This is a genomic window from uncultured Campylobacter sp. (assembly GCF_905372745.1).
Classification (GTDB): Bacteria; Campylobacterota; Campylobacteria; order Campylobacterales; family Campylobacteraceae; genus Campylobacter_A.
The window spans coordinates 1-19,921 of the sequence record NZ_CAJPQR010000039.1 but is presented as its reverse complement, the minus strand read 5'-3'; the positions used below and the strand labels follow the sequence as shown (position 1 = coordinate 19,921).

The 19,921-nt window shown below is 45.1% G+C and carries 19 protein-coding genes and 1 pseudogene; all 20 read right to left on the bottom strand.

All coding sequences use genetic code 11. From position 1 onward, the window contains the following. Positions 1 to 243: pseudogene (locus QZ157_RS09370) on the bottom strand (flagellar M-ring protein FliF); the annotation flags it as partial. After that, positions 244 to 1,344, bottom strand: coding sequence for a histidinol-phosphate transaminase (gene hisC, locus QZ157_RS09365; RefSeq protein WP_295144827.1), 1,101 nt, complete (start codon positions 1,342 to 1,344; stop codon positions 244 to 246). 1 nt (position 1,345) lies between these two features. Beyond that, on the bottom strand, positions 1,346 to 2,422 hold the full coding sequence (pheA, locus tag QZ157_RS09360) for a prephenate dehydratase (RefSeq protein ID WP_295144825.1): 1,077 nt from the start codon (positions 2,420 to 2,422) through the stop codon (positions 1,346 to 1,348). 9 nt (positions 2,423 to 2,431) lie between these two features. Then, positions 2,432 to 3,673 (bottom strand): diaminopimelate decarboxylase, encoded by a 1,242-nt coding sequence (lysA, locus tag QZ157_RS09355; protein ID WP_295144823.1) that lies wholly within the window; start codon positions 3,671 to 3,673, stop codon positions 2,432 to 2,434. 55 nt (positions 3,674 to 3,728) lie between these two features. Then, positions 3,729 to 4,790 (bottom strand): LptF/LptG family permease, encoded by a 1,062-nt coding sequence (locus QZ157_RS09350; protein ID WP_295144820.1) that lies wholly within the window; start codon positions 4,788 to 4,790, stop codon positions 3,729 to 3,731. 406 nt (positions 4,791 to 5,196) lie between these two features. Beyond that, complete coding sequence (gene pth, locus QZ157_RS09345; RefSeq protein WP_295144817.1) at positions 5,197 to 5,757, bottom strand: aminoacyl-tRNA hydrolase; 561 nt, start codon at positions 5,755 to 5,757, stop codon at positions 5,197 to 5,199. An 8-nt stretch (positions 5,758 to 5,765) separates the two neighbouring features. Next, a complete protein-coding gene (locus tag QZ157_RS09340; protein WP_295144814.1) occupies positions 5,766 to 6,302 on the bottom strand; it encodes a 50S ribosomal protein L25/general stress protein Ctc in 537 nt (178 codons plus the stop codon). A gap of 58 nt (positions 6,303 to 6,360) precedes the next feature. Next, positions 6,361 to 8,961 (bottom strand): PilT/PilU family type 4a pilus ATPase, encoded by a 2,601-nt coding sequence (locus tag QZ157_RS09335; RefSeq protein WP_295144811.1) that lies wholly within the window; start codon positions 8,959 to 8,961, stop codon positions 6,361 to 6,363. After that, the gene (locus QZ157_RS09330; RefSeq protein WP_295144808.1) at positions 8,958 to 9,953 is read right to left on the bottom strand and encodes a transaldolase; all 996 of its coding nucleotides are present in this window, start codon (positions 9,951 to 9,953) and stop codon (positions 8,958 to 8,960) included. Before QZ157_RS09330 ends, QZ157_RS09335 begins: the two co-directional genes overlap by 4 nt. Before the next feature lie 13 nt (positions 9,954 to 9,966). Next, entirely contained in the window at positions 9,967 to 10,590 is a 624-nt protein-coding gene (gene serB / locus QZ157_RS09325) for a phosphoserine phosphatase SerB (protein ID WP_295144805.1), read from the bottom strand. 8 nt (positions 10,591 to 10,598) lie between these two features. Beyond that, on the bottom strand, positions 10,599 to 11,096 hold the full coding sequence (locus QZ157_RS09320) for a chemotaxis protein CheW (RefSeq protein WP_295144803.1): 498 nt from the start codon (positions 11,094 to 11,096) through the stop codon (positions 10,599 to 10,601). Positions 11,097 to 11,099: 3 nt separating this feature from the next. Then, positions 11,100 to 13,460, bottom strand: coding sequence for a chemotaxis protein CheW (locus QZ157_RS09315; protein WP_295144800.1), 2,361 nt, complete (start codon positions 13,458 to 13,460; stop codon positions 11,100 to 11,102). Between the two features lie 10 nt (positions 13,461 to 13,470). Next, positions 13,471 to 14,412 carry a chemotaxis protein gene (locus QZ157_RS09310; RefSeq protein ID WP_295144797.1) on the bottom strand — a complete coding sequence of 314 codons (942 nt, stop codon included), beginning with the start codon at positions 14,410 to 14,412 and terminating at the stop codon, positions 13,471 to 13,473. A 1-nt stretch (position 14,413) separates the two neighbouring features. Further along, a complete protein-coding gene (locus QZ157_RS09305) occupies positions 14,414 to 15,154 on the bottom strand; it encodes a UDP-2,3-diacylglucosamine diphosphatase (RefSeq protein WP_295144794.1) in 741 nt (246 codons plus the stop codon). Further along, complete coding sequence (locus QZ157_RS09300) at positions 15,147 to 15,458, bottom strand: hypothetical protein (RefSeq protein ID WP_295144791.1); 312 nt, start codon at positions 15,456 to 15,458, stop codon at positions 15,147 to 15,149. The genes QZ157_RS09305 and QZ157_RS09300 overlap by 8 nt, the downstream gene beginning before the upstream one ends. Then, positions 15,458 to 15,946 (bottom strand): transcription elongation factor GreA, encoded by a 489-nt coding sequence (greA, locus tag QZ157_RS09295; RefSeq protein WP_295144788.1) that lies wholly within the window; start codon positions 15,944 to 15,946, stop codon positions 15,458 to 15,460. The genes QZ157_RS09300 and greA overlap by 1 nt, the downstream gene beginning before the upstream one ends. Next, a complete protein-coding gene (lpxB, locus tag QZ157_RS09290) occupies positions 15,943 to 16,983 on the bottom strand; it encodes a lipid-A-disaccharide synthase (RefSeq protein WP_295144785.1) in 1,041 nt (346 codons plus the stop codon). The genes greA and lpxB overlap by 4 nt, the downstream gene beginning before the upstream one ends. Continuing rightward, positions 16,980 to 17,435, bottom strand: coding sequence for a lysozyme inhibitor LprI family protein (locus tag QZ157_RS09285; protein WP_295144782.1), 456 nt, complete (start codon positions 17,433 to 17,435; stop codon positions 16,980 to 16,982). The genes lpxB and QZ157_RS09285 overlap by 4 nt, the downstream gene beginning before the upstream one ends. A 152-nt stretch (positions 17,436 to 17,587) precedes the next feature. Beyond that, positions 17,588 to 19,294, bottom strand: coding sequence for an ammonia-forming cytochrome c nitrite reductase subunit c552 (locus tag QZ157_RS09280; RefSeq protein WP_295144779.1), 1,707 nt, complete (start codon positions 19,292 to 19,294; stop codon positions 17,588 to 17,590). A gap of 19 nt (positions 19,295 to 19,313) precedes the next feature. Next, a complete protein-coding gene (nrfH, locus tag QZ157_RS09275) occupies positions 19,314 to 19,835 on the bottom strand; it encodes a cytochrome c nitrite reductase small subunit (protein ID WP_295144778.1) in 522 nt (173 codons plus the stop codon). Positions 19,836 to 19,921: the final 86 nt, after the last annotated feature.

The following is a 19,921-nucleotide window of genomic DNA, read 5'->3' as shown; positions in this document are numbered from 1 at the left end:
TAAAATTTTATATTTAACTTTATCTTTTTCAAGCTGCTGGATTATCAGCGCAGAGTCCGCTGCGGAGGTATTTTCAAAAAGAACGCTATATCCGTCGTAGTTTACGTTTGAGCTTTTGTAAATACTTAAAAATACTAAAAATCCAACCACTAAAGCAACCGACCCCATAGCCACTAGCCGCTGTTTTAGCGAGAGATTTTGGTAAATTTGCCCAATTTGTTGAAATATTGCTTTAAAATCCATTTATTTTAAATTTTCCTCGATTTGTTTTAAAACTACGTCGTTTTGATTCGGCAGCCCGATCGTTATGCGAATCGCGTTTAATCCGTAGCCTTTTAGATCACGTAAAATTATACCTTTTTTTAACAGATTTTGAGCAAGCTCGCTTGAATTTTGGCGCTCAAATTCAAAAACGATAAAATTCGTAAAGCTAGGCAGACGCTTTATGCTGTGCTTATCGGCAAATTTTTCGTATTTTTTCATCTCTTCAAAGTTCGTCTCAAGCGTCATTTTTACGAATTCTTCGTCTTTTAGCGCTTCTACGGCCGCTTTTAGGCTAAGCGTCGTTATATTAAACGGCGCCCTTAGTTTTCCTAGCTCGTTCATCACGCTTTGCTCGCCGATGCCGTATCCTACGCGCATACCGCCTAGGCCGTAAGCCTTAGAAAATGTGCCTAGATATATCGCGTTTGGAAATTTAGCTATGAGCTCACGAGGCTTTATCTCTTTTTTCGCGTCTTTAAATTTAGCAAACTCCTGATACGCGCCGTCGATAACCACGAGCGTATCGGCATCGATTTGCTCTAAAAATTTATAAATTTCCTCGGCGTCCAGGCAGCCTCCGAGAGGATTATTAGGCACGCACAAAAATATCACGCCGATCTCGCCTTTGTTCGCCTTGTAAATTTGCAAAAACTCGCCTAGATCATGCTCTTTACTCTTTGTTTTAAAGACCTTCGCACCAGCTGCTTTAGCGTAAATTTCATACATAGCAAATGTTATGCCCGCGATCAAAATTCCCTTATTTGCATTTGCCTTTGCATGCACGGCAAATTCTATTATCTGATCGCTTCCAGAGCCTATTACGATAGATTTTTCGCTGACGCCGAATTTTCTAGCTAGCGCGGCCTTTAGCTCAAAGTAGCTGTCGTCGGGGTAGAGATGCATTTTGTTTACTATCTCGCCGATCGCTTTTACTACCGCAGGGCTCGTGCCGTAGGGGTTTTCGTTGCTAGCTAGCTTGATGACGTCTTTTTCGTCGATGCCGTATTCGCGCACGACTAGCTCGATAGGCTTGCCCGCCTCGTAGCTTACTAAATTTGCCAAATTTTCGTTAAATTTCATCTCACTCCTCCCACGCGACGTAGCTTCCTAGCCACGAGATTTCGTGGCCGTAGCTTATCGCTTTTTGTATCGCTTTTTGGACGTTGTCGTCGTCTATATGCCCATCAAAATCTATATAAAAATTCGCCTTAAATTCGCGCTGTTTTATCGGGCGGCTCTCTAGTTTGGTTATATTTATACCCTCGTCTCTAAAGGCTAGCAACAGCTCCACTAGCCCGCCCGGACGGTGATCGGTCTTTGCTAAGACAGATGTTTTATTTCTTTGCGCGCGCTCGTTTTTAAAATCGCTTAATATAAAAAATCTCGTACGGTTTGCGGCATTATCCTCGATCGTCTCAAATAAGATCGGCACGCCGTAAAGCTTGGCTGCGATCTTAGAGCAGATAGCAGCCGAGTTTGGCTCGCTACTAGCTAGCTGCGCGGCCTGCGCGGTCGATTTTGCCGGGATAAACTCGACGGCTGAAAGCATATGATCGTCTAAAAATTTGCGGCACTGATTGTAGCCTTGCGGGTGCGAGTAGATGCGTTTGATGTCTTTTAAATTTTCGCATTTGCTAGCAAAAATGTGGTGGATATCCATGTAAATTTCGGCTACGACCTTGACGCTATCAAACCGCCCCAGGCAGTCTAGCGTGGCGCCTACCGCGCCTTCGGTGTTATTTTCTATCGGCACGACGCCGTATTTAGCCTCTTTGTGCTTTAGTTTCGTAAAAACCGCCTCGATGCTAGCTAACGGCAGATACGCACTCATCGCGCCGAAACGGCTCTCGGCGGCTTGGTGCGTGTAGGTGCCCTCAGGGCCTAGATAGGCGACTTTTTCGGGCATCTCGAGGTTTCTACTGACGGCAAAAATTTCAAGATAGATCGCCTCTATCGCGGCTTTGTTTAAAAACGCGGAGTCTTGTCCCTCAAGGCGGTTTATGATCGCTCTTTCGCGCTCGGGGCGATAGATCGCGCTGCCGCTGGTTTGCTTTAGCTCTCCGATCTTTCGCACGAAATTCATGCGCTCGTTTAGGCGCTTTAGCACCTCGTCGTCGATCTTATCTATCTCGCTTCTAAGGTCGTTTATGTTTTGCATTTTCGCTCCCTAGCTTAGAAATTCGCGCTCCAGCGCCACTACGTCCTCAAAACTCTCGCGGCGCCTAATCATAAAGTCCTCGCCGCATTTTACCGCGACCTCCGCGGCGCGTCCGCGAGTGTTGTAGTTGCTGCTCATCGCAAAGCCGTATGCGCCGGCTGATTTGACGACAACGAGATCGCCTGGATTTAACGGCGGCAAATTTCGATCTTTTGCGAGGAAATCGCCGCTCTCGCAGATCGGCCCGACCACGTCGCAAGGGCTAAATTTGAGCTCGCGAAGCTGCTCGGTCTTACACTCGCAAAGAGTCTTGCCGCCGCTAAGAGCGAAAATTTTATGCTTAGCTTGATAGAGGCTAGGACGGATAAGGTCGTTCATCGCGCCGTCCACGACGACAAAGCGCTTTTGTTTATTAAATTTCTCGTAAAGCACGCTAGTTATAAAATATCCCGCGTTGCCGACGATAAAGCGTCCCGGCTCGCAGACTACCGTGACGTCTAGTCCGCTTAAATTTGCCAAAATGCCCTGAGCGTATTCATATAGATCAGGCTCGCTCTCGTCGCCGTAAACGATACCTATGCCGCCGCCGACGTCAAAAAATTTGATGTCGATTTGTGCTGCCTTTAGCTCGCGAGTCAAATTTGCCACGATCTTTGCCGCTTCGATAACGGGCTTGATGTCGGTTATCTGCGAGCCGATATGGCTATGGATGCCCACGGGCTCGAGATGCGGCGAGTTCTTAGCGTGTAAATACATTTTTTTAGCCGTTTGCAGATCTACGCCGAATTTATTTTCGTTTAGTCCGGTCGAGATGTAGGGGTGAGTTTTAGCGTCGATGTCGGGATTTACGCGGATGCTGATGCGAGCAGACTTGCCTAGCCGTTTTGCGATCGCTTCCAGGCGGTTCATCTCGGCTTCGCTTTCTAAATTTATCATAAGGATTTCGTTTTCTAGCGCAAATTTAAGCTCGTCGTCGCGCTTACCCACGCCGCTTAGGATGATCTGGTAGCTTTTAGCTCCCGCTAGCAGCGTGCGCTTAACTTCGCCTACGCTCACGCAGTCAAATCCGGCTCCAAGCCCGGCTAAAAATTTCAAAACGCTTAAATTTGAGTTTGCCTTAACGGCGTAGCATACGAGAGATTTTCTAGCGTGAAAGGCGTTTTTTAGCGCTTCATAGCGGTGCGCCATATAGTCAAAATCGTAAACGTAAAGAGGGGTGCCGTATTTTTGTGCCAAATTCGTAAAATCCATAACCAGCCTTGTTTAAAAATAGTTAGATTTTACAGAAATTTTGCCTAAATCTCTCTTAACGACTTTTAAAATGTAGATAAAAAGCGTATGCGCCGAGTAAAATAATCGGTAAAAGCACGCCGATCTCGGGCGAGACGACGCCGTTTCTAGCAAACCTCATCATCACAAAAAGCGCGCCCCAGACGCAAAGCGAGGCGATCGTAAAGATAAAGCTCTTTAAGGCGAGGTTGAAAAATCGTCCCGTAACCGGCAAAAAATAGTAAATAATAAGCACCATAAAAGGCGCAAAAAAAGGCGCAAAAGCAAGGTTATAAAGCGTCGTTTTGGTCGAATTTAGCCCGATACCCTCGTCTTTAAACGCTAAAATATAATCCACCGCATCAGAAATCGTAATCGCCGAATTCTCAGCCGACGCGCTTTCTATAGTTTTTGGTTTAAAGCCTTCAAGCGTTTTTAACCCGCTTGGCGTTTTGATATCGAGTCCTTTTTCGCCTAGTTTGATATTTTGCGGTAAATTTACGATTTTCGCCTCTTTTAAAAGCCACGCGTCGTCTACGAACCTAGCGCTACGTCCAAACGTCGCAGCGCGCAAATCGCTACCGTTTACGTCAAATATCCGAACGTCTTTAGCTTCGCCGCTAATCGGGCTAAGGCTATCTATATAGATAAATTTGCCCTCGAATTTTAAGAAAATATCCGAGCTAGTGCGCGATAAATGCGAGAGTTTAACGATGTTTCTGGCGTACTCGTAAGAGTAGGCAAACGGCGTAAAATTTAATCCGACGTAAATAAACGTGATGGCAAGCGCGATGTAAAAAGGCGGCTTTATTAGGCGATTTTTGTCGATACCCAGCGCGTAAAAGCTCACAAGCTCGTTGCTGCGGATCATGCTAAATTTGCTAGTTATCAGCGCAAAAATGAGCGCAAGCGGTAAGACGTAGTTTACCGCCGTAAGCGAGGTAAGCCCGAAATAAAGCAGCTTTAGATTCGCGCTTGCGGGCATATCTTTTAGATTGGTTAGGATATCGATACCGACGTAAAAAAGCGTAAGCGCGATAAACAATATCGCGAAGTATTTAAAATAAAGCCAACCGACGTAACGCGCGTAAAGGTTCATCTGGGCCATCTTAAATCAAATTTTACGCACGGTGGAAGGCGAACGAAAGCGGCGCTACCGAAAATACCGAAAACTTGCCCTGCAAATTTATTATTTGAGCTATGCTGCAAATATGCATCCTTTGCCGCCGTAATGACGCTCAAATTTGCCGCTTTTTGGCTAGACGAGAAGCAGACTTGTTTTACGCTCTTAAAAAACCCGAATTTAAGTTTTTGTCTAGGCGTTTTTTTCGTAAATTTTATAAATTTGCATGTAAAGTTTTTAAGTAAATTTATAAAATTTACGGTAAGGAAAATTAGGCGCAAGGCTTTAAATTTGGGCTCTAAATTTAACCGATTTTTGAGCGCCTTTAAAATCCTCAAAATTTGAGAAAATGCAAAAGTCGCAAATGCTAAATTTAACCCTCTCACAAAATGCCTTTTTTTGTCGAGAATTTTTGCGAAACGGTATCGATATCGGTTTTTATTAGCTCGTTTAGCGCGTTTTCGCAGTAACCCAAAATTTTTTCCAATCCCTCTTTTTCATCTGCGTTAAATTCGCCAAGCACATGTCCGGTTACCGCGCTTTCGCCTTTGTGCGCGCTTCTGCCGATACCGATACGTACGCGCTCGTAGTCTGCGCCCATTAAGGCATCGATTGATTTTAGCCCGTTATGTCCGCCGTTTCCGCCGCCTTTTTTAAATTTAACGACGCCGAAATTTAGATCAAGGTCGTCATGAATAACGATAATGCGCTCGGGTTTGTAAAAATCAGCAACGGCTTTTACGCTTCGTCCGCTTAAATTCATAAAGGTCGTCGGTTTTAGAAAAAGTAAATTTTGAAATTTAAACAGCTCGCCTTGAAATTTAGCTGAGCTTACGTCGGTGAAATTTGAATTTTTGAGTCTATCTATCAGCATAAAGCCGACATTGTGTCTTGTTTTGGAGTACTCGGGACCGGGATTCCCCAGTCCGACTATGAGTATCAAGGCTAGCCTTATTTAGCTTTTATTACGCCTAGAACCGCTACGCGGTCGGCATCGATCATAGTGACGCCCGCAGGAACGGCTATATCGCGCACCAACACGGTATTGTCTATATCAAGACCGCTAACGTCTATGTCAAATGAATTAGGCAAATTTTCAGCCGTGCATTTTACGGCTAAGCGCCTTTTTGAGATGATCAAAACGCCTTTATTTTTTAGACCGACCGGAGTTCCGTAAGGCCTAACCGGGATCATATATTTTGAGACGACACCTGGAAGCGCAACCTTTAAATCAACGTGTTTTAGCGCATTTGTCACAGGGTCTTTTTGGTATTCGACTACTACGACTTTTAAGGTTTTTCCGCCTACTTTTACGTCAAACGCAAGGCTCTCTTTTTTGCGAACCTCTTTTATAAAATCGTTGATTTTAAAAGCGGCTTGCACATTCTCTAATCCCTTGCCGTAAATGTTGGCGATTAGATAACCATCTCTTCTCAAGGCTTTTGACGCCTTTTTACCGATACTCTCTCTAACGATACCTTCTAACATCGTTTTCCTTTCTTTAAAAATAGAGGCAGATAATATCCAAATTTATATAAATTTCGCCTTACTTGATATCTTTAAGCGCGATAATCTCGCTTTGAAACTCTTTTAAAAGCTCGTCGTCTTCCTCGATGGAGGCAACCATAGCTCGCTTTTTAGCAAGGTCTGCGCTTTTGATTTTTATATCGAGATTTTCCCTTCTGCTCGCGCTTCTTAGCGCTTCTTCTTTCGTGATAACGCCAGCGGTATACATGTCAAGCAAATGCTGCTCAAAGGTCTGCATTCCATAGGTGTTTTTACTTTGTTCTATCGCATCGTAAATTTCGCTATCTCTATCCTCGAGAATCATATCCCTTACCCTGATGTTTTTTACCATTATTTCGCAGGCGACGCGGCGCTTGCCGGCAGTGGTTAAGACAAGACGCTGAGAGATGATAGCCTCGGAAACCGATGCGAAAGTCATTCTTATGCGGTTTTGCTCCTCTTTTGGAAACATATTTATGACGCGGCCTATGGTTTCTTTAGCATCAAGCGTGTGAAGCGTCGCAAGCACCAAGTGGCCGGTTTCTGCGGCATTTATCGCGGTTCTAACGGTCTCTAGGTCTCTCATCTCGCCTACAAATATAACGTCCGGGTCTTCGCGCAAAGACGCCCTTAACGCATCGGCAAAGCTATCGACGTCTTGTCCGATAGCGCGTTGGTTAATAACGCTTTTATCGTCATTATATATAAACTCGATCGGGTCTTCGATAGTGACGATATGATAGTTTTTCGTATGATTTAGATAGTTTATCATGCTAGCTAGCGTCGTAGTTTTGCCGCTTCCGGTCGGACCGGTTACTAGGATGATGCCTCTATTTACCTTATCGCAAAGTTTCTCGATAATAGGCGGTAGCAAAAGCTCGGACATCGTAGGAATCCTAGTCGGAATCGTTCTAAAAACGAAAGATACGCCGTCCATCTGCAAAAAAACGTTTGCGCGGAAGCGAAAATCGTCGTTTAGCTTGTACGTAAAATCTACATTCTTTTTTTTCATGAGATTATAATAATTCGTTCCCAAAATTTCTTTGGCCAAAAGTACGGCCCTATCGTAGTCTAAAACCCTATCGCCCATCTTTACGATCTCGCCGTTAAATCTACCTCGCACTACTTTACCCGATTTTACGTGCAAATCGCTTCCGCCGCCTTCGATTAGCTTTAGCAGATACTCGTCAAGCTTATTTTTTATCTCGGCTCTTTCTTCGCTGTCATCCTCTGTCGCTACGCCTACGCCAAATCCTTGCGGCGCAAAAGGCTCTGCGACATCTGCAACAAGATCAGCTAAAAGCGCAGCTCTATCTACTCGCGCCGGCTTGGCAGGCTCGTTTTGATGGCTTAAATTTAACCCAGCTACGCTTCTAGCATCTAAATTTTGCTCATCCCGTCGCTCTTTTGTTTGTTTTAAATTTATCTCTTGTGCTACCGTTTGAGGCTTACCTTCATGTATCTTTTCCAATTTTTCCTCGTTTTTAATAATAAATTTTGGCGCCAAATTTTCTTTATCGTCGCTTTTCTTGCTTTTTTCTTGCATTAAGCTTGGCGTTTGCAAATTTAGCTCTTCTGCACTTTTTTCGTCTATTTGAGCCACTTGTTCTAAATTTTTGCTAGATTCAGACTCTTCGCTCAAAATCGCATCCTCATTTGCCTCATCTTCATCTTCGCTAGGCTCGTAAGGAACGTAATCTAAAATATCTATCGCCGGTTTTAGCTCTACGTCAGGCTCGGCCTCCTTAAGACGAGGCAAATCCACATCATTTATCTCCGGCACGTCCTTGCGGGCTTCGTCGATTATTTTCGCGTCATTTTCGCTAGCTAGATCGGCTCTAGCCTGCAACAAAGGCAAGTCCGAATTTAGCGCTGTCTCGCCATTAAAATCAACCTCGTCTTGCGCCGGCGTGTCTTTGCTATCTACTTTAGTATCACGTTGCTTAAAAGCGTATTCTTCGTCGTTAAATTTAATCTCATCCCGATCAGGTGTTTCGTCACCGTCGTTAAATTTATCGGGGACGTCCATTTTATCTATCTCTTGCAATGCTTCGCTTATCTCTTGCAAATTTTTATTTACGTCTCGTTTAAGTTCTAAAGGTTCGTAAAGACCGCTAAAATCGTTATTCTCGTAATCATTAGGCTTGGTATCGCCTTGGGACGGCTCGTTGTTTGTCTGCGCTAAATCATCATCGTCTACCAGTTTTATCTTAGGCAAATCCTCATCGTCGAATTTAACCGATGGTATACGCGCGACAAAGGTCTCGTCGCTAGGCTCGTCTTCGCTAAAAGATTGGTTAAAAGATTTATCGTCTGGTTTGCTTTCTTGCGAAATTTGATCTAAAACCTCGCTCTTAAATTTACCGTCGCTAGATGGGTCGTCAAAAAGCTCTTCTTTAGGCTCGTCGCTGCTCGTATCCTGCGCGGACTCTTCAGACTCGTTTGCAGTAGCCTCTCTAGCCTGCGCCATCTGCTTATTTTTGGCTCTGACGGCTTCTATATCGCTTTTTACGGCACTTGCGCGTTGGTTTATTATGCGCTCAAGCTCGTCGTCCTGAGTGTCAAATTTTATGCTAGAGCCGATAGGTTCGTAGTCTTTAACCTCTTCTTGCTCTACCGAAGTAAATCTTAAAGGCTTCATTTTAATGCTTTCATTATATCTTCAAATGCCGTCACGAACTGCTTTAAACCGTCGTTTAGCAAGTCTTTGTAAACCTTTTCCATGTCTATGTCGGCTCTTTTTACCACTCCGAAAAATTTCTCTATGCTATCGTCGCTAACGGCGGTTTTAGGTTCGTTTTTACCAGCGATAAAGGCTTTGATAGTATCAAGCGGAGCCGTATTTACCGCATTTTGATACATTAGCTCTTTTACGTAGTAGTCTTTTGTCAGCTCATCGCCCTTTACGCCCGTACTAGCAAATAGCGCTCTTGTCGTCGGCAAGCTTCTGTTTTCTATGATTTTATAAATTTTAGTCGCGTTCATGATGCCGATTTGACCCGTCGGTAGCGAGTTTTCGCGCATTTTTTCATCCAGCAAGCGATCAAATCTGCTAACAAAAATGCTAATCACGCTTTTTGGTAGCGGCGTTAGCGGAAATTTTTTCTCGTAAGCCTTTACGCCCTCTTCAAAAGCATCCAAACACGCTACGGCTTGCTCCGGCGAGAAAATTAGCGTCGCATTTACCGCGATACCGCGCGTGGTTAATGCGCTCATCGCTTCAAAACCCGCTTTTGTCGCAGGGATTTTGATCATGACGTTTGGCATGCCGATCTCCGCGTGCAGTCTAGCGCCATCATCCACCGTAGCTACAGCGTTATCGCAAAAGCTAGGATCGACCTCGATACTAACAAACCCGTCGTCGCCGTTTGCGTAATGCCTCAAAAGCTTGGTCGCGGCTATCTTGATATCTTGCACCGCGAGCGCCTCGTAAAGCGCCTTTGGATATTTTTTGCTCATTTGGCCGATGACGTCCTTGTAGGAGTCCGACAAAAACGCGGCTTTAAAGATGGACGGGTTTGAGGTCACGCCGTTAATAGCGCCTATTTGAAGTAAATTTTCAAACTCGTCTTGCAAAAAGTCGCGCTCGATAAAGTCGCACCACAATGAAAAATTTATATCGTTATTAAACATTTTCCTCGCCTTTTTATATCAAATTTACGATCTCGCGCAAATCTTTTTTATCCACGCAACAAGTTGCCGCTTGCTTCAAAATTTGCTTCGCACAAAACGCGATTTTCAGATTTGAATGCTCAAACATAGATAGGTCGTTGGCGCCGTCGCCCACGCTCATCGTCTGCTCTTTTGAGATGCCGAGCAAATTTTGTAAATTTACAAGCATGGCGCCCTTTGAAAAGCCAAACATCATCTCGCCGCCCACAAGCCCGGTTAGGATCCCGTCTTTGTGGTGCAGGATATTTGCAAAGCTAGCGTCAAATTTTAGCTTCTCTTGCGCTCTGTCCGTGCCCGAGTGAAATCCGCCGCTAAAAACAACAACCTTGATGCCTTTGCTTTTTAGATGTGCGATCAACTCGGCGGCTCCTGGCATGAGCGGCAAATTTGAGCAAATTTCATCTACTTTAGCGAGCTCAAGCCCCTTTAAAAGCGATACTCGGCGCGTCAAGCTCTCAAAAAAATCAAGCTCGCCCGCCATCGCTTTTGCAGTTATTTCGCTGACCTCGTCGCCCACGCCTTTTGCTGCAGCTAAAAAATCTATCGTCTCGCCGTCCATCAATGTCGAGTCAAAATCAAATACGCAAAGCTTTATCAAATTTAGCCCTAAAAATCGCGCTTTAGCAGCGCTTCGACTTTTAAAATCGTAAGGATATTATTATCTCTTTTGCCGATACCGTAAATCATGCCCTTGTCTTTTAAAAGCGTTTCAGGCGGCGGATCGATCCTGTTTTGCTGTATCCTGATGGCTTCCGTTAGCCTATCGATCACAAATCCCGCGACGTTATCGCCCTCTTTCATCACGATATACCTCGTGCTTGGGCTCGGTTTTGCGGCATTTAGAGAAAATTTCTTTCTCAAGTCAATTAGCGGGATGACGCTACCGCGTAGGTTAAATACGCCCAAAACATACTCAGGCACGCTAGGCACGCGAGTGTATTCGATCGGCTTAATGATCTCTTGGATATTTAAAATAGGTATCGCATACTCCTCGTCGCCCACGATAAAGCCGACTAGCTGGACGATCTCCTCACGCTCTTTTTCGTTCGGGTCTATCACCTGTCTTTTTTGTCTTTTTAGAACCTGATTTAGTTTGTCGTTCATGTTCTATCCTATTAGTTTGATATTTTTTCTAACTACGTTTTCAAGGTACTCGGACGAATACGGCTTGGTGATGTACTCAGTCATTCCTACCTCCACGCCTCTTAGCCTGTCGGTCTTTGACGTCCTTGAGGTTACTGCAATAAGCGGCAAATTTCTATATTTTGAGTACTTGCGAATTTCGCCCGCTAGCGTGTAGCCGTCCATTCGCGGCATTTCGATATCGATTAGCATCGCATCAAGCGCGTGTTCGCCAGATTTGACGATAGCTAGAGCCTCGACGCCGTTGGTAGCCTCGATCACCGTTACGCCAAGAGGGGCTAGCGATTTTTGCATTATGGTTCTGTCCATCTTCGAGTCGTCTACGATTAGCACCTTATAATCGCTCGGTTTTTCTTTGACGCTTTTTGAGGATTCCATGCTGGCTTTTATGTCTACTTTTATATCTTTTGCCATCTCCATCATCATACCTACGTCGATGATGAGCGTTACTCGGCCGTCACCTCTTATCGTGGCTCCCGCGATTCCAGGGATATTTTGCAGATAATCGCCCATTGATTTTATGACGATCTCCTCTTGCCCTACGAGGCTATCTACGATGATGCCTAGCTTCGCCTCCGCTACACCGATAACGACCACGTATGTCTGATCGCCACCGTCAAAGACCTGTTTGACGCCAAAGATATCAGATAGCTTAACCAGCGAAAGCACCTCGTCGCGTAGTCTGAGCACGTTTTTGCCGTCGATCGTATAAATATCGTCGATCGGCACGCGCACGGTCTCTAAAACGCTTGCTAGAGGAATAGCGAAAAACTCCTCCTGAGCGCCTACTAAAAGCGACTGGATGATAGCTAGCGTGAGCGGGATCTTTAGCTTCATCGTCGTGCCCTTGCCCACTTCGCTTTCGATATCGATTATGCCGTTTAGCTTTTCGATATTGGTCTTTACGACGTCCATTCCCACGCCGCGACCGCTTACGTTAGTTACCTTCGCAGCAGTCGAAAATCCCGGCTTAAATATAAGCCCAAACGCCTCTTTATCGCTCATAGTATCGGCTTCGCGCTCGGTGATGATGCCCTTTTCTATCGAGCGTGCCTTTAGCATATCGGCATCTAGTCCTTTACCGTCGTCGGTGATCTCGACTACGATATGATTGCCTTCATTGTAGGCTTTTAGCTGGATGGTGCCTTTTTCCGGCTTGCCGGCAGCTAGTCTGGTAGCGCCATCCTCGATGCCGTGGTCACACGAGTTTCTTATCATATGCACGAGTGGATCGCCGATTTGCTCGACGATGGATTTATCAAGCTCCGTCTCCTCACCCGTGATCTCAAGGTCGATTTGCTTATTTAGCTCGCGGCTTAGATCGCGGATCATGCGAGGAAATTTATTAAATACCTTCGCGATAGGTAGCATCCTCGTTTTCATAACGGCTAGCTGTATGTCGGTAGTCACTAGGCTTAGGCTGGATACTACTTGATTTAGCTCCTCAAGGAATTTCTCGCCCTCATATCTCTCCTCAACGTCGTCGTAAATTTTGAGCAATCTGTTTTTGCCAAGCACCAGCTCGCCGATCAGGTTCATCAGGTGATCTAGACGCTTAACCTCGACGCGTATAGTCTGCTCGTCCGCGCTAGCTCCACTTGATGGAGCCGGTACTTTTTTGTCCTCTTTTTTGTTGGCAGGCTTTGCTGGAGCGGGCTTTGGAGCCGGAGCCGAATTTGAGGGAGCGGCGGCTTGCGGCGCGGCCGGTGCGGCAGGCTTTGGCGCTTCGCCTCCGGTTGCTTTTTGAGCGCGTCTTGCTTGATCCTCGGCTTTTCTTATTTTTAGCAGTCTTTCTATCTCAGCTTCTACCTCATCATCGCTTAAATTTGACAAATTTTCATCGCTAACGGGTCCCTGCTCAGGCTCTTTTGGCGCCTCCGCTACCGGCTCGGGCTCTACGGGAGCCGGATTGCTAGCAGCAGCGCTCGGAGCTTCGCCTTCGGATATTGCGGTTAGTCTTTTGCAGATATCTTCTATATCGATGCCCACGTCCGTATCGTTACCGCTATCTCTGATACCGTGGAGTAGCCCCTTCATCATATCCACGGACTCTAGCACCACATCCATTATGTCCGGAGTTATTTTTAGCTCGTCGCGGCGGGCTTTGTTTAGTACGTCCTCCATGTGGTGGGTGAGCTTAGTAAGGATGTCGAAATTTAAAAAGCTTGATGATCCTTTAACCGTATGCGCGACGCGGAAAATTCTATTTAAAAGCTCTAAATCCTCGGGATTTGACTCAAGCTCTATGAGATCATGGTCTATTTGCTCTACTAGTTCGAAGGCTTCGACTAGGAAGTCTTCCATTATTTCTTTCATATCGTCCATGATTTCCCCCTTATTTCTTGTGCGCCTCGATTACTCGAAGCACCTCGTTATAAAATAGCGTCGCATCAAATTTGGTCAGATACGCCGCAGCTCCCGCTTCCCTACTTTGAGCTTCGCTGTAGTCGTTACTTAAAGACGAGTTAAATATAATAGGAATTCCCGCGTACCTAGGATCGTCTTTTATCGTCGAGGCAAATCGGTATCCATCCATCTGCGGCATCTCTATATCGCTTAATATAACCCTTAAAAAATTACTTAGCTTATCGCCATACATCTCGTAAAGATCCTCCATCCTAGCAAGCCCCTCTACGCCGTCTTTTGCCTCTACCACTTTTAGCCCCATTTTTTCTAGCGTGTCTTTTACGAGCTTTCTAGCCGTCGAGCTATCGTCTAGCACTAGCGCCAGGCCGCTTAAAAGCTTGCTTTGATCGATTTCGACCTCTATTTTTGGACTATAGATGCCAAGCTCTTCTACTACGCTTTCAAGATCTAGTATGAGCAAAACCTCGTCATTTTCGATGCGAGTTACGCCCGTTATTTTACCTTTATCCAGCGTCCCAGCATTTGAAGCAAAGGTCGCTGCCTCGATATCCGCCCAGCTTATACGCCTAATGCGTTTTGCTTCATGGACGATAAAACCTATCAAAATTTCGCTAAATTCCGCGATGATTACGCGAGGCTTGATCGCCGCGTCTTTGGGCTCATTTATCTGCATCCATTTGGCTAAATTTATCACGGGTATCACGACCCCGCGTAAATCAAAAATCCCCTCGATATACTCGGGTACTCCGGGGAGTTCGGTTAAATTCGGCATTTTGATGATTTCGCGCACCTTTGCGACATTGACGCCGTATATGCCCTCATATACCTTGTCGCCTGATTGTTTAAAGATACGAAAATCAACAAGTTCCATCTCGTTTGAACCGGTTTTTAGTTCACCATTGTTAAGCATTTTAAACCTTTACGCTCTTTCGAGCAAACTTGATATTTGGCACGTATTCTACTATAAAATAGCTTTGCTCGCATGCAAAAGACGGCACGTTTACATATTTTTGAGAACCAAGCTCAAAAATATCTCCTTGATGATAGTGCCCTTCGATGACGATATCAGCCTTACATAGGCCGTTATACCGATATACTTTAGCTTCGGCTAGCTCTTTAAAATTAGGGATTTTATAGTCTAAAATTTTTCGTTTAAGCTTATTTAAAATTCGTTTTGAGAGTCTAAAATTTAAAAATTTATCGAAAAAATTCATCGTCTTTAAAAAAATTTTGACGCGTAAAAATCTCAAAGCATATTTTGAAACCAAAGGCAAAAATATATCTCCGTGCGCGATAAAAACGCATTTTTGACACTTTGAAGCAAATTTAACCGGCTGCGTGCCGATAGGATAGGTTTTGACGTTTTTAAAAAGCGGGGCGAGATTAAAATCGTGATTTCCCTCGAAATAATAAATTTCCGTTTTTTTGCTTATCTCGTTTATGACGTCGATATAAGGCTCGTAAAATTTGACGAAAAACTCGCACTGCGCGGCTAAAAAATCAAACATATCGCCCATCAAAAACAGCTGAGGCGTCTTTATCTCGCCGCTTTTTAACGCGTATAAAAACCGTAGGAAATTTTTACGGTTTTCGTTTTCGTGCGAGTCGGCGATAAATATCGCTCCCTCTTTTATAACGATTTGCTCAGGCATAAAATTTTGCTTTTTTAAGCGTTAAATTCGCAGCCGCAAACCTAAAGTCGCGCGAACTTAGCAAGGCAAATTTTGCTAAAGCTATTTTTAAAAATTTAGCGCTCGGCAAACTTGAAATTTTAAAACCGGCAGTCAAATTTAAAGGCGGTAAAATCTGCACCAAATCAAATTTACTCGCTAATTTAACCGCAAGTTTGGCGATATTTGCCGCATTTAGGGTTTTTTTGTTTAACCTAAAAACGGCCGCAAAACTATCCGCCTCGCGAATAAATTTGATACTAACCGCCCCCGCAAACTCTCTCATCAGTCCTCAAATTTTATCGGTTTATAGCTAACAGATACGATTTCTACGTCGCTTCTACCGTTTGGTAAATTTAGCGCGACCTCGTCGCCCTCGCTCTTGCCGATTAGCTGTTTGGCTAGAGGCGAGTTTATAGAGATTAGACCGCGCTCTAGGTTGCTCTCCGGCGTACCCACTAGCGTGTAGGTCTTTTCTAGCTCGGTTTCTACGTCCATGATGACGACCGTGGAGCCGAATTTTACCTTATCGTGCTCGTACTGGGCGGGGTCGATTACCTTAGCACGGCTTACTATGTCGCTTAGCTCGGCTATACGACTTTCTATAAACGCCTGCTTTTCTCTAGCGGCGTGGTATTCGGCATTTTCTTTTAGGTCGCCGTGACTGCGCGCGATGTCGATTTCTTCGACGATATTGGGCCTTTCGACCGTCTTTAGGTTTTTTAGTTCGTTCGTGATTTTTTCATATCCGAAAAGCGTCATAGGTTCGGTCATTTTTCATCCTTTTTAGTTGTTAAAATTTGCGCCACGTTTGCGGCAGAGCCGTGTTTTAGGTATCTTCGTAGCCTTTCACAGCCAGCGATAAATTTCTTTTTATCGCAGCTCTCGTAGGCTTTTATTAGATTGCCGGGCGTTACTTCCTCTTGCAGTAGCTCCTCGTGCAGCGCCTCTTCGCCCATAAAATCAAACATGATATTTGCAAGCCCGATGTGGCGCAGCTTCACAAACATCCGCGCGATCATTATGTCGATTGCTTTAGCTTTATAAGCTAGCACGAACGGCGTGCCCACGAGCGCGGCCTGTAGCGTCGCGGTGCCTGAGCAGATGAAGGCAAACTCGCTTTGTAAAAGCGCGCGCGGAGCGTCCGTAACGACGCTAAAGCCGCTCACGTCGCCGTAAATTTGCATATCGTTTGCCAAAAAAGGCGGCACGACGAGCAGTTTTTCTTTGCCCTTTGTCTGGCTTGCTACCTCGCGAAAAATCGGCATCAAACGCGAAATTTCGGCACGGCGGGATCCAGGCATAAAGGCTATCTTATCGCTTTGTAAAAGCTCGTTTTTTCGTACTCTTAGCTCGTCAAGTAGCGGGTGTCCGACGTAGCGCGAGCGGTTAAAATACATCCCGTCAAAGGGCAAAATCGACGCCAAATGATCGCAGTACGCCTCGACTTTCGCCACGCGCCCAGCCTTCCACGCCCACACCTGCGGCAAGATGTAGTAGGTTACGGGCGTTTTGATGCCCGCTTCTTTGATTGCCTTAGCTAGCGGCAGGTTAAAGGCGGGGCTATCTATCAGCAGCACGGCGTCGCACTCTGCGGCAAGGCGAGTCATCTCTTTTACCGCACGTTTTGCCTTAAAATAAAGCGGCAAAACCTCCACGAAGCCCATCGCGGAAAACTCCGAGCTTCGCATAAAAGGCTCGCCGAATTTCTCATCAAAAATGCCTTTTAATTCGCACTTTGGCAGATGCTCTAAAACCTGCTCGAAGTGCAAATTTGCAGAAGCCTCCAAACAAGAGACGAGTAGCTTCACTGATTGCCCTCAAATTCCTCGGCTACGTACGCAAGCTCGGTCGCGCGCTCTTTAGTCATCCGTAAATAGCAATCGGCCGCATCTAGACGGTGAATCGAGCCTTGCTGAGGATAAAAAGCGCATTTTGCCTCTTTATAAGCAACCCATTTACGCTGTATATCTTTTAGGATTTTTTTATTTTCGTCGTTTAGTACGCTCATAGCCTTTTTATAGTTTTCGTTTAAAATTTTATCTTGAACGGCGAATTCGGCATTTATACACCCTACCATACCGGCGATGGAGCTATCTTTTTGCATACATTCATCTACGCGCCTTTGCGATTCGTCCCTTTCTTCAAGATTCGTCTCTAAATTCGACGGCGAATTTGACGAAGGCTTTGTCTTTATCGCCAGTTCTTGCGCGCCAAAAACCAGGCTCGCCGCAAACGCAGCAAAAATAAATTTTTTAAGCATATTTTACCCTTTAAATTTAACAGGAATTATCGCCTAAAACGGCTAAATAAACAATAAAATTTAAATTTATAAGAAAAATTCGGATTTTAAAATTTGAAAGGTAAATGCGTAAATTTAAAAACCCAAAGCCTGCAGGCCTTGGGTTTTGGGGTTTATTTAAAATTTAGATTCTTAACGTCTTCGTCGGCTTTTTTCATAGCTTCGGTAGGCGCTACGCCGATAGGATATTTATGTCCTAAAGAAGCAGGCGCAGGAACCGGAGTAGCCTCTTGAGTTAGCTTGATGCTGATGCCGTAAGGCGCAAGCTCGTTAACTAGCTCGGTTTGTCCTTGGCGAGCAAATTCTTTACATTGACCTAGGATCCTAGCCGACTCTTCGTCTCCGTGGAAGCCGTAGCTGTTTTCGCTAAATGCGAAGTCCCAGCGGATGTGAGTTTTGCGGTGCAAGTAAAGAGTCTTTTCAAGAGCCTTACTGATAGCTTCTTTTCTCTCTTTTTCATCGGCGATCGAAGCAAATTTCTCATGCTTAGCTAGCTCGGCTCTGGCCGTTTTTATGTCTTGGATCAAAGAAAGTAGCGCATTTTCGCAGTTTCTTAGCTCGTAAGCGTGGCGATTTTGAACAAACGCGATTCTATCTTTTAGTGTTTGCTCACTTTGCGGGTGGCAAGTTTTGCAAGCTGCATTTATGTCAGCAAACGGAGTTAGGATCTCGTGCTCGGTGATCTTTTGAGCTCCGGCGCGTTTATACGGCATGTGGCAGTCTGCGCACGTTACGCCGCTTCTTCCGTGGATACCGGTTGAGCTTAGCTCAGACTCCGAGTGCTGCATCTTGATAATTTTAGCGCCGGTATCTTTATGGATGTAGTCAAATTTAAATCCGTCCTCTTTGGCCAACTGATCATCGTAATACTGGTCGAAATTTTCGATCTTAAACGGCTGGTCTTTTTTCCAGAAAGTCCAAGGGAAAGTTAGGGTTTGGTCTTTACCGAAGTAATACTCGACGTGGCATTGCATACAAACGTAGTTTCTCATCTCCGCTCTAGTAGCTTTTATGCCGCTTTTAGCATCAGCTTCGTATCCGCGTCCTACCATCGCATTTACAAATCCCGGTCTTGTTACTCTTAGGCTCATATCGTCCGGGTGGTGGCAGTCCGCACAGGTGCTGCCTAGATGCGACCCGTGGATACTCTCGCCGTGTTTAGCCGCGATTTTTTTCATGACGTCAAAATACGGAATAGAGTTCATCTTCGTCCAAGCCGCTTTTCTCTTCTGACCTTCTTCTTTTGGCATTACGTCAAAGAAAGGCATAGGCTTACTAGCTGCCGGAGTCGGATCTTCGGTTAGTTTATAGTCTGGATCTAGCTGAAGCGCGGTTAGATAGCCGGTGTGGCAGTTTACGCAAGCGCCCGGTTGGCCTTTAAACGCTGGAAGTCCGTGAGAGTTTAAAAACTCCTTGTCGTTTCTTTTGGTCTCGATCTGATCTATCTGCGAATAGTAGTGGGTTCGCGGTTTGCTGTAATCCACGCCGAACGCATAGCCGTTCCAAAACACCGTAGCTGCAGGCCAGCGAATAATCTTGCTATAAGGTAAATCTCCGCCGAAAGCCGTTTCTACAAATTCGCTTCCTTTTGGATTTGCGTCGCTTTTATGCTCCATTTTTTTGTAAGCATCGAGCTGATTTGGGAAATTTGCGCCCCATTTTTCAAAATCAGGCTCAAGTTCGCTTACTTTATTGAGCATTAGCGGATACATCTTTTCTTCGGCTTTTTTAGCGCCGATATCTGTAAAAAGCGCGAACATAGCCGCACCGAGTACGACAGCCACTAAGAAAGTAGCTACATACAACACTTTGTTTTTCATTTTATCCTCCTGTTAAATTTTAAAAGTTATGCGCGTGTCCCGCTTCGCGGTGGCAAGATACACATCTTAAAGGCTCGCTAGAATTGCCTTGATGCTCTTTGAGATTTTTATCAAACGGTTTTGCCGCTCCTATAGCGCGCGGATCGATAACGTTTGAGACGTACTCTTTATGGCAGTCCATGCAGTTTTCCTGAACGACTCTTTTTGTTTTTTCGTTTGCGGTAAATGCGTAAGGATTGTCTTTAAAAGTAACGGCATACGCGTGTCCTAGGCCGCTTTGAGCCTTCATGATCCAATATCCTATAAAATCATGCGGCAAATGGCAGTCGTTACAGGTCGCAACGTTTTGGTGTCCGCCTCTTGACCAGCTTTCGTAGACTTGATTCATCACGTGACAGTTTTTACAGGCTGCGGGATCCGGACTAAAGTATGAAAATCCCTTAGCATAGTAAAAAGTGTATAGTCCGTGACCGATAACCACTCCAAACGATAGCAACAAAAGAATGACCCAGATGGATGCTTTTTTCTTCGTGTTTTCCATGACGGGCTTTCTAACCTCCATTATAAATTTAAATAAAACTTAACTTTATTTATTGGACGTATTTTATAATCTTAATACTTAAAGTT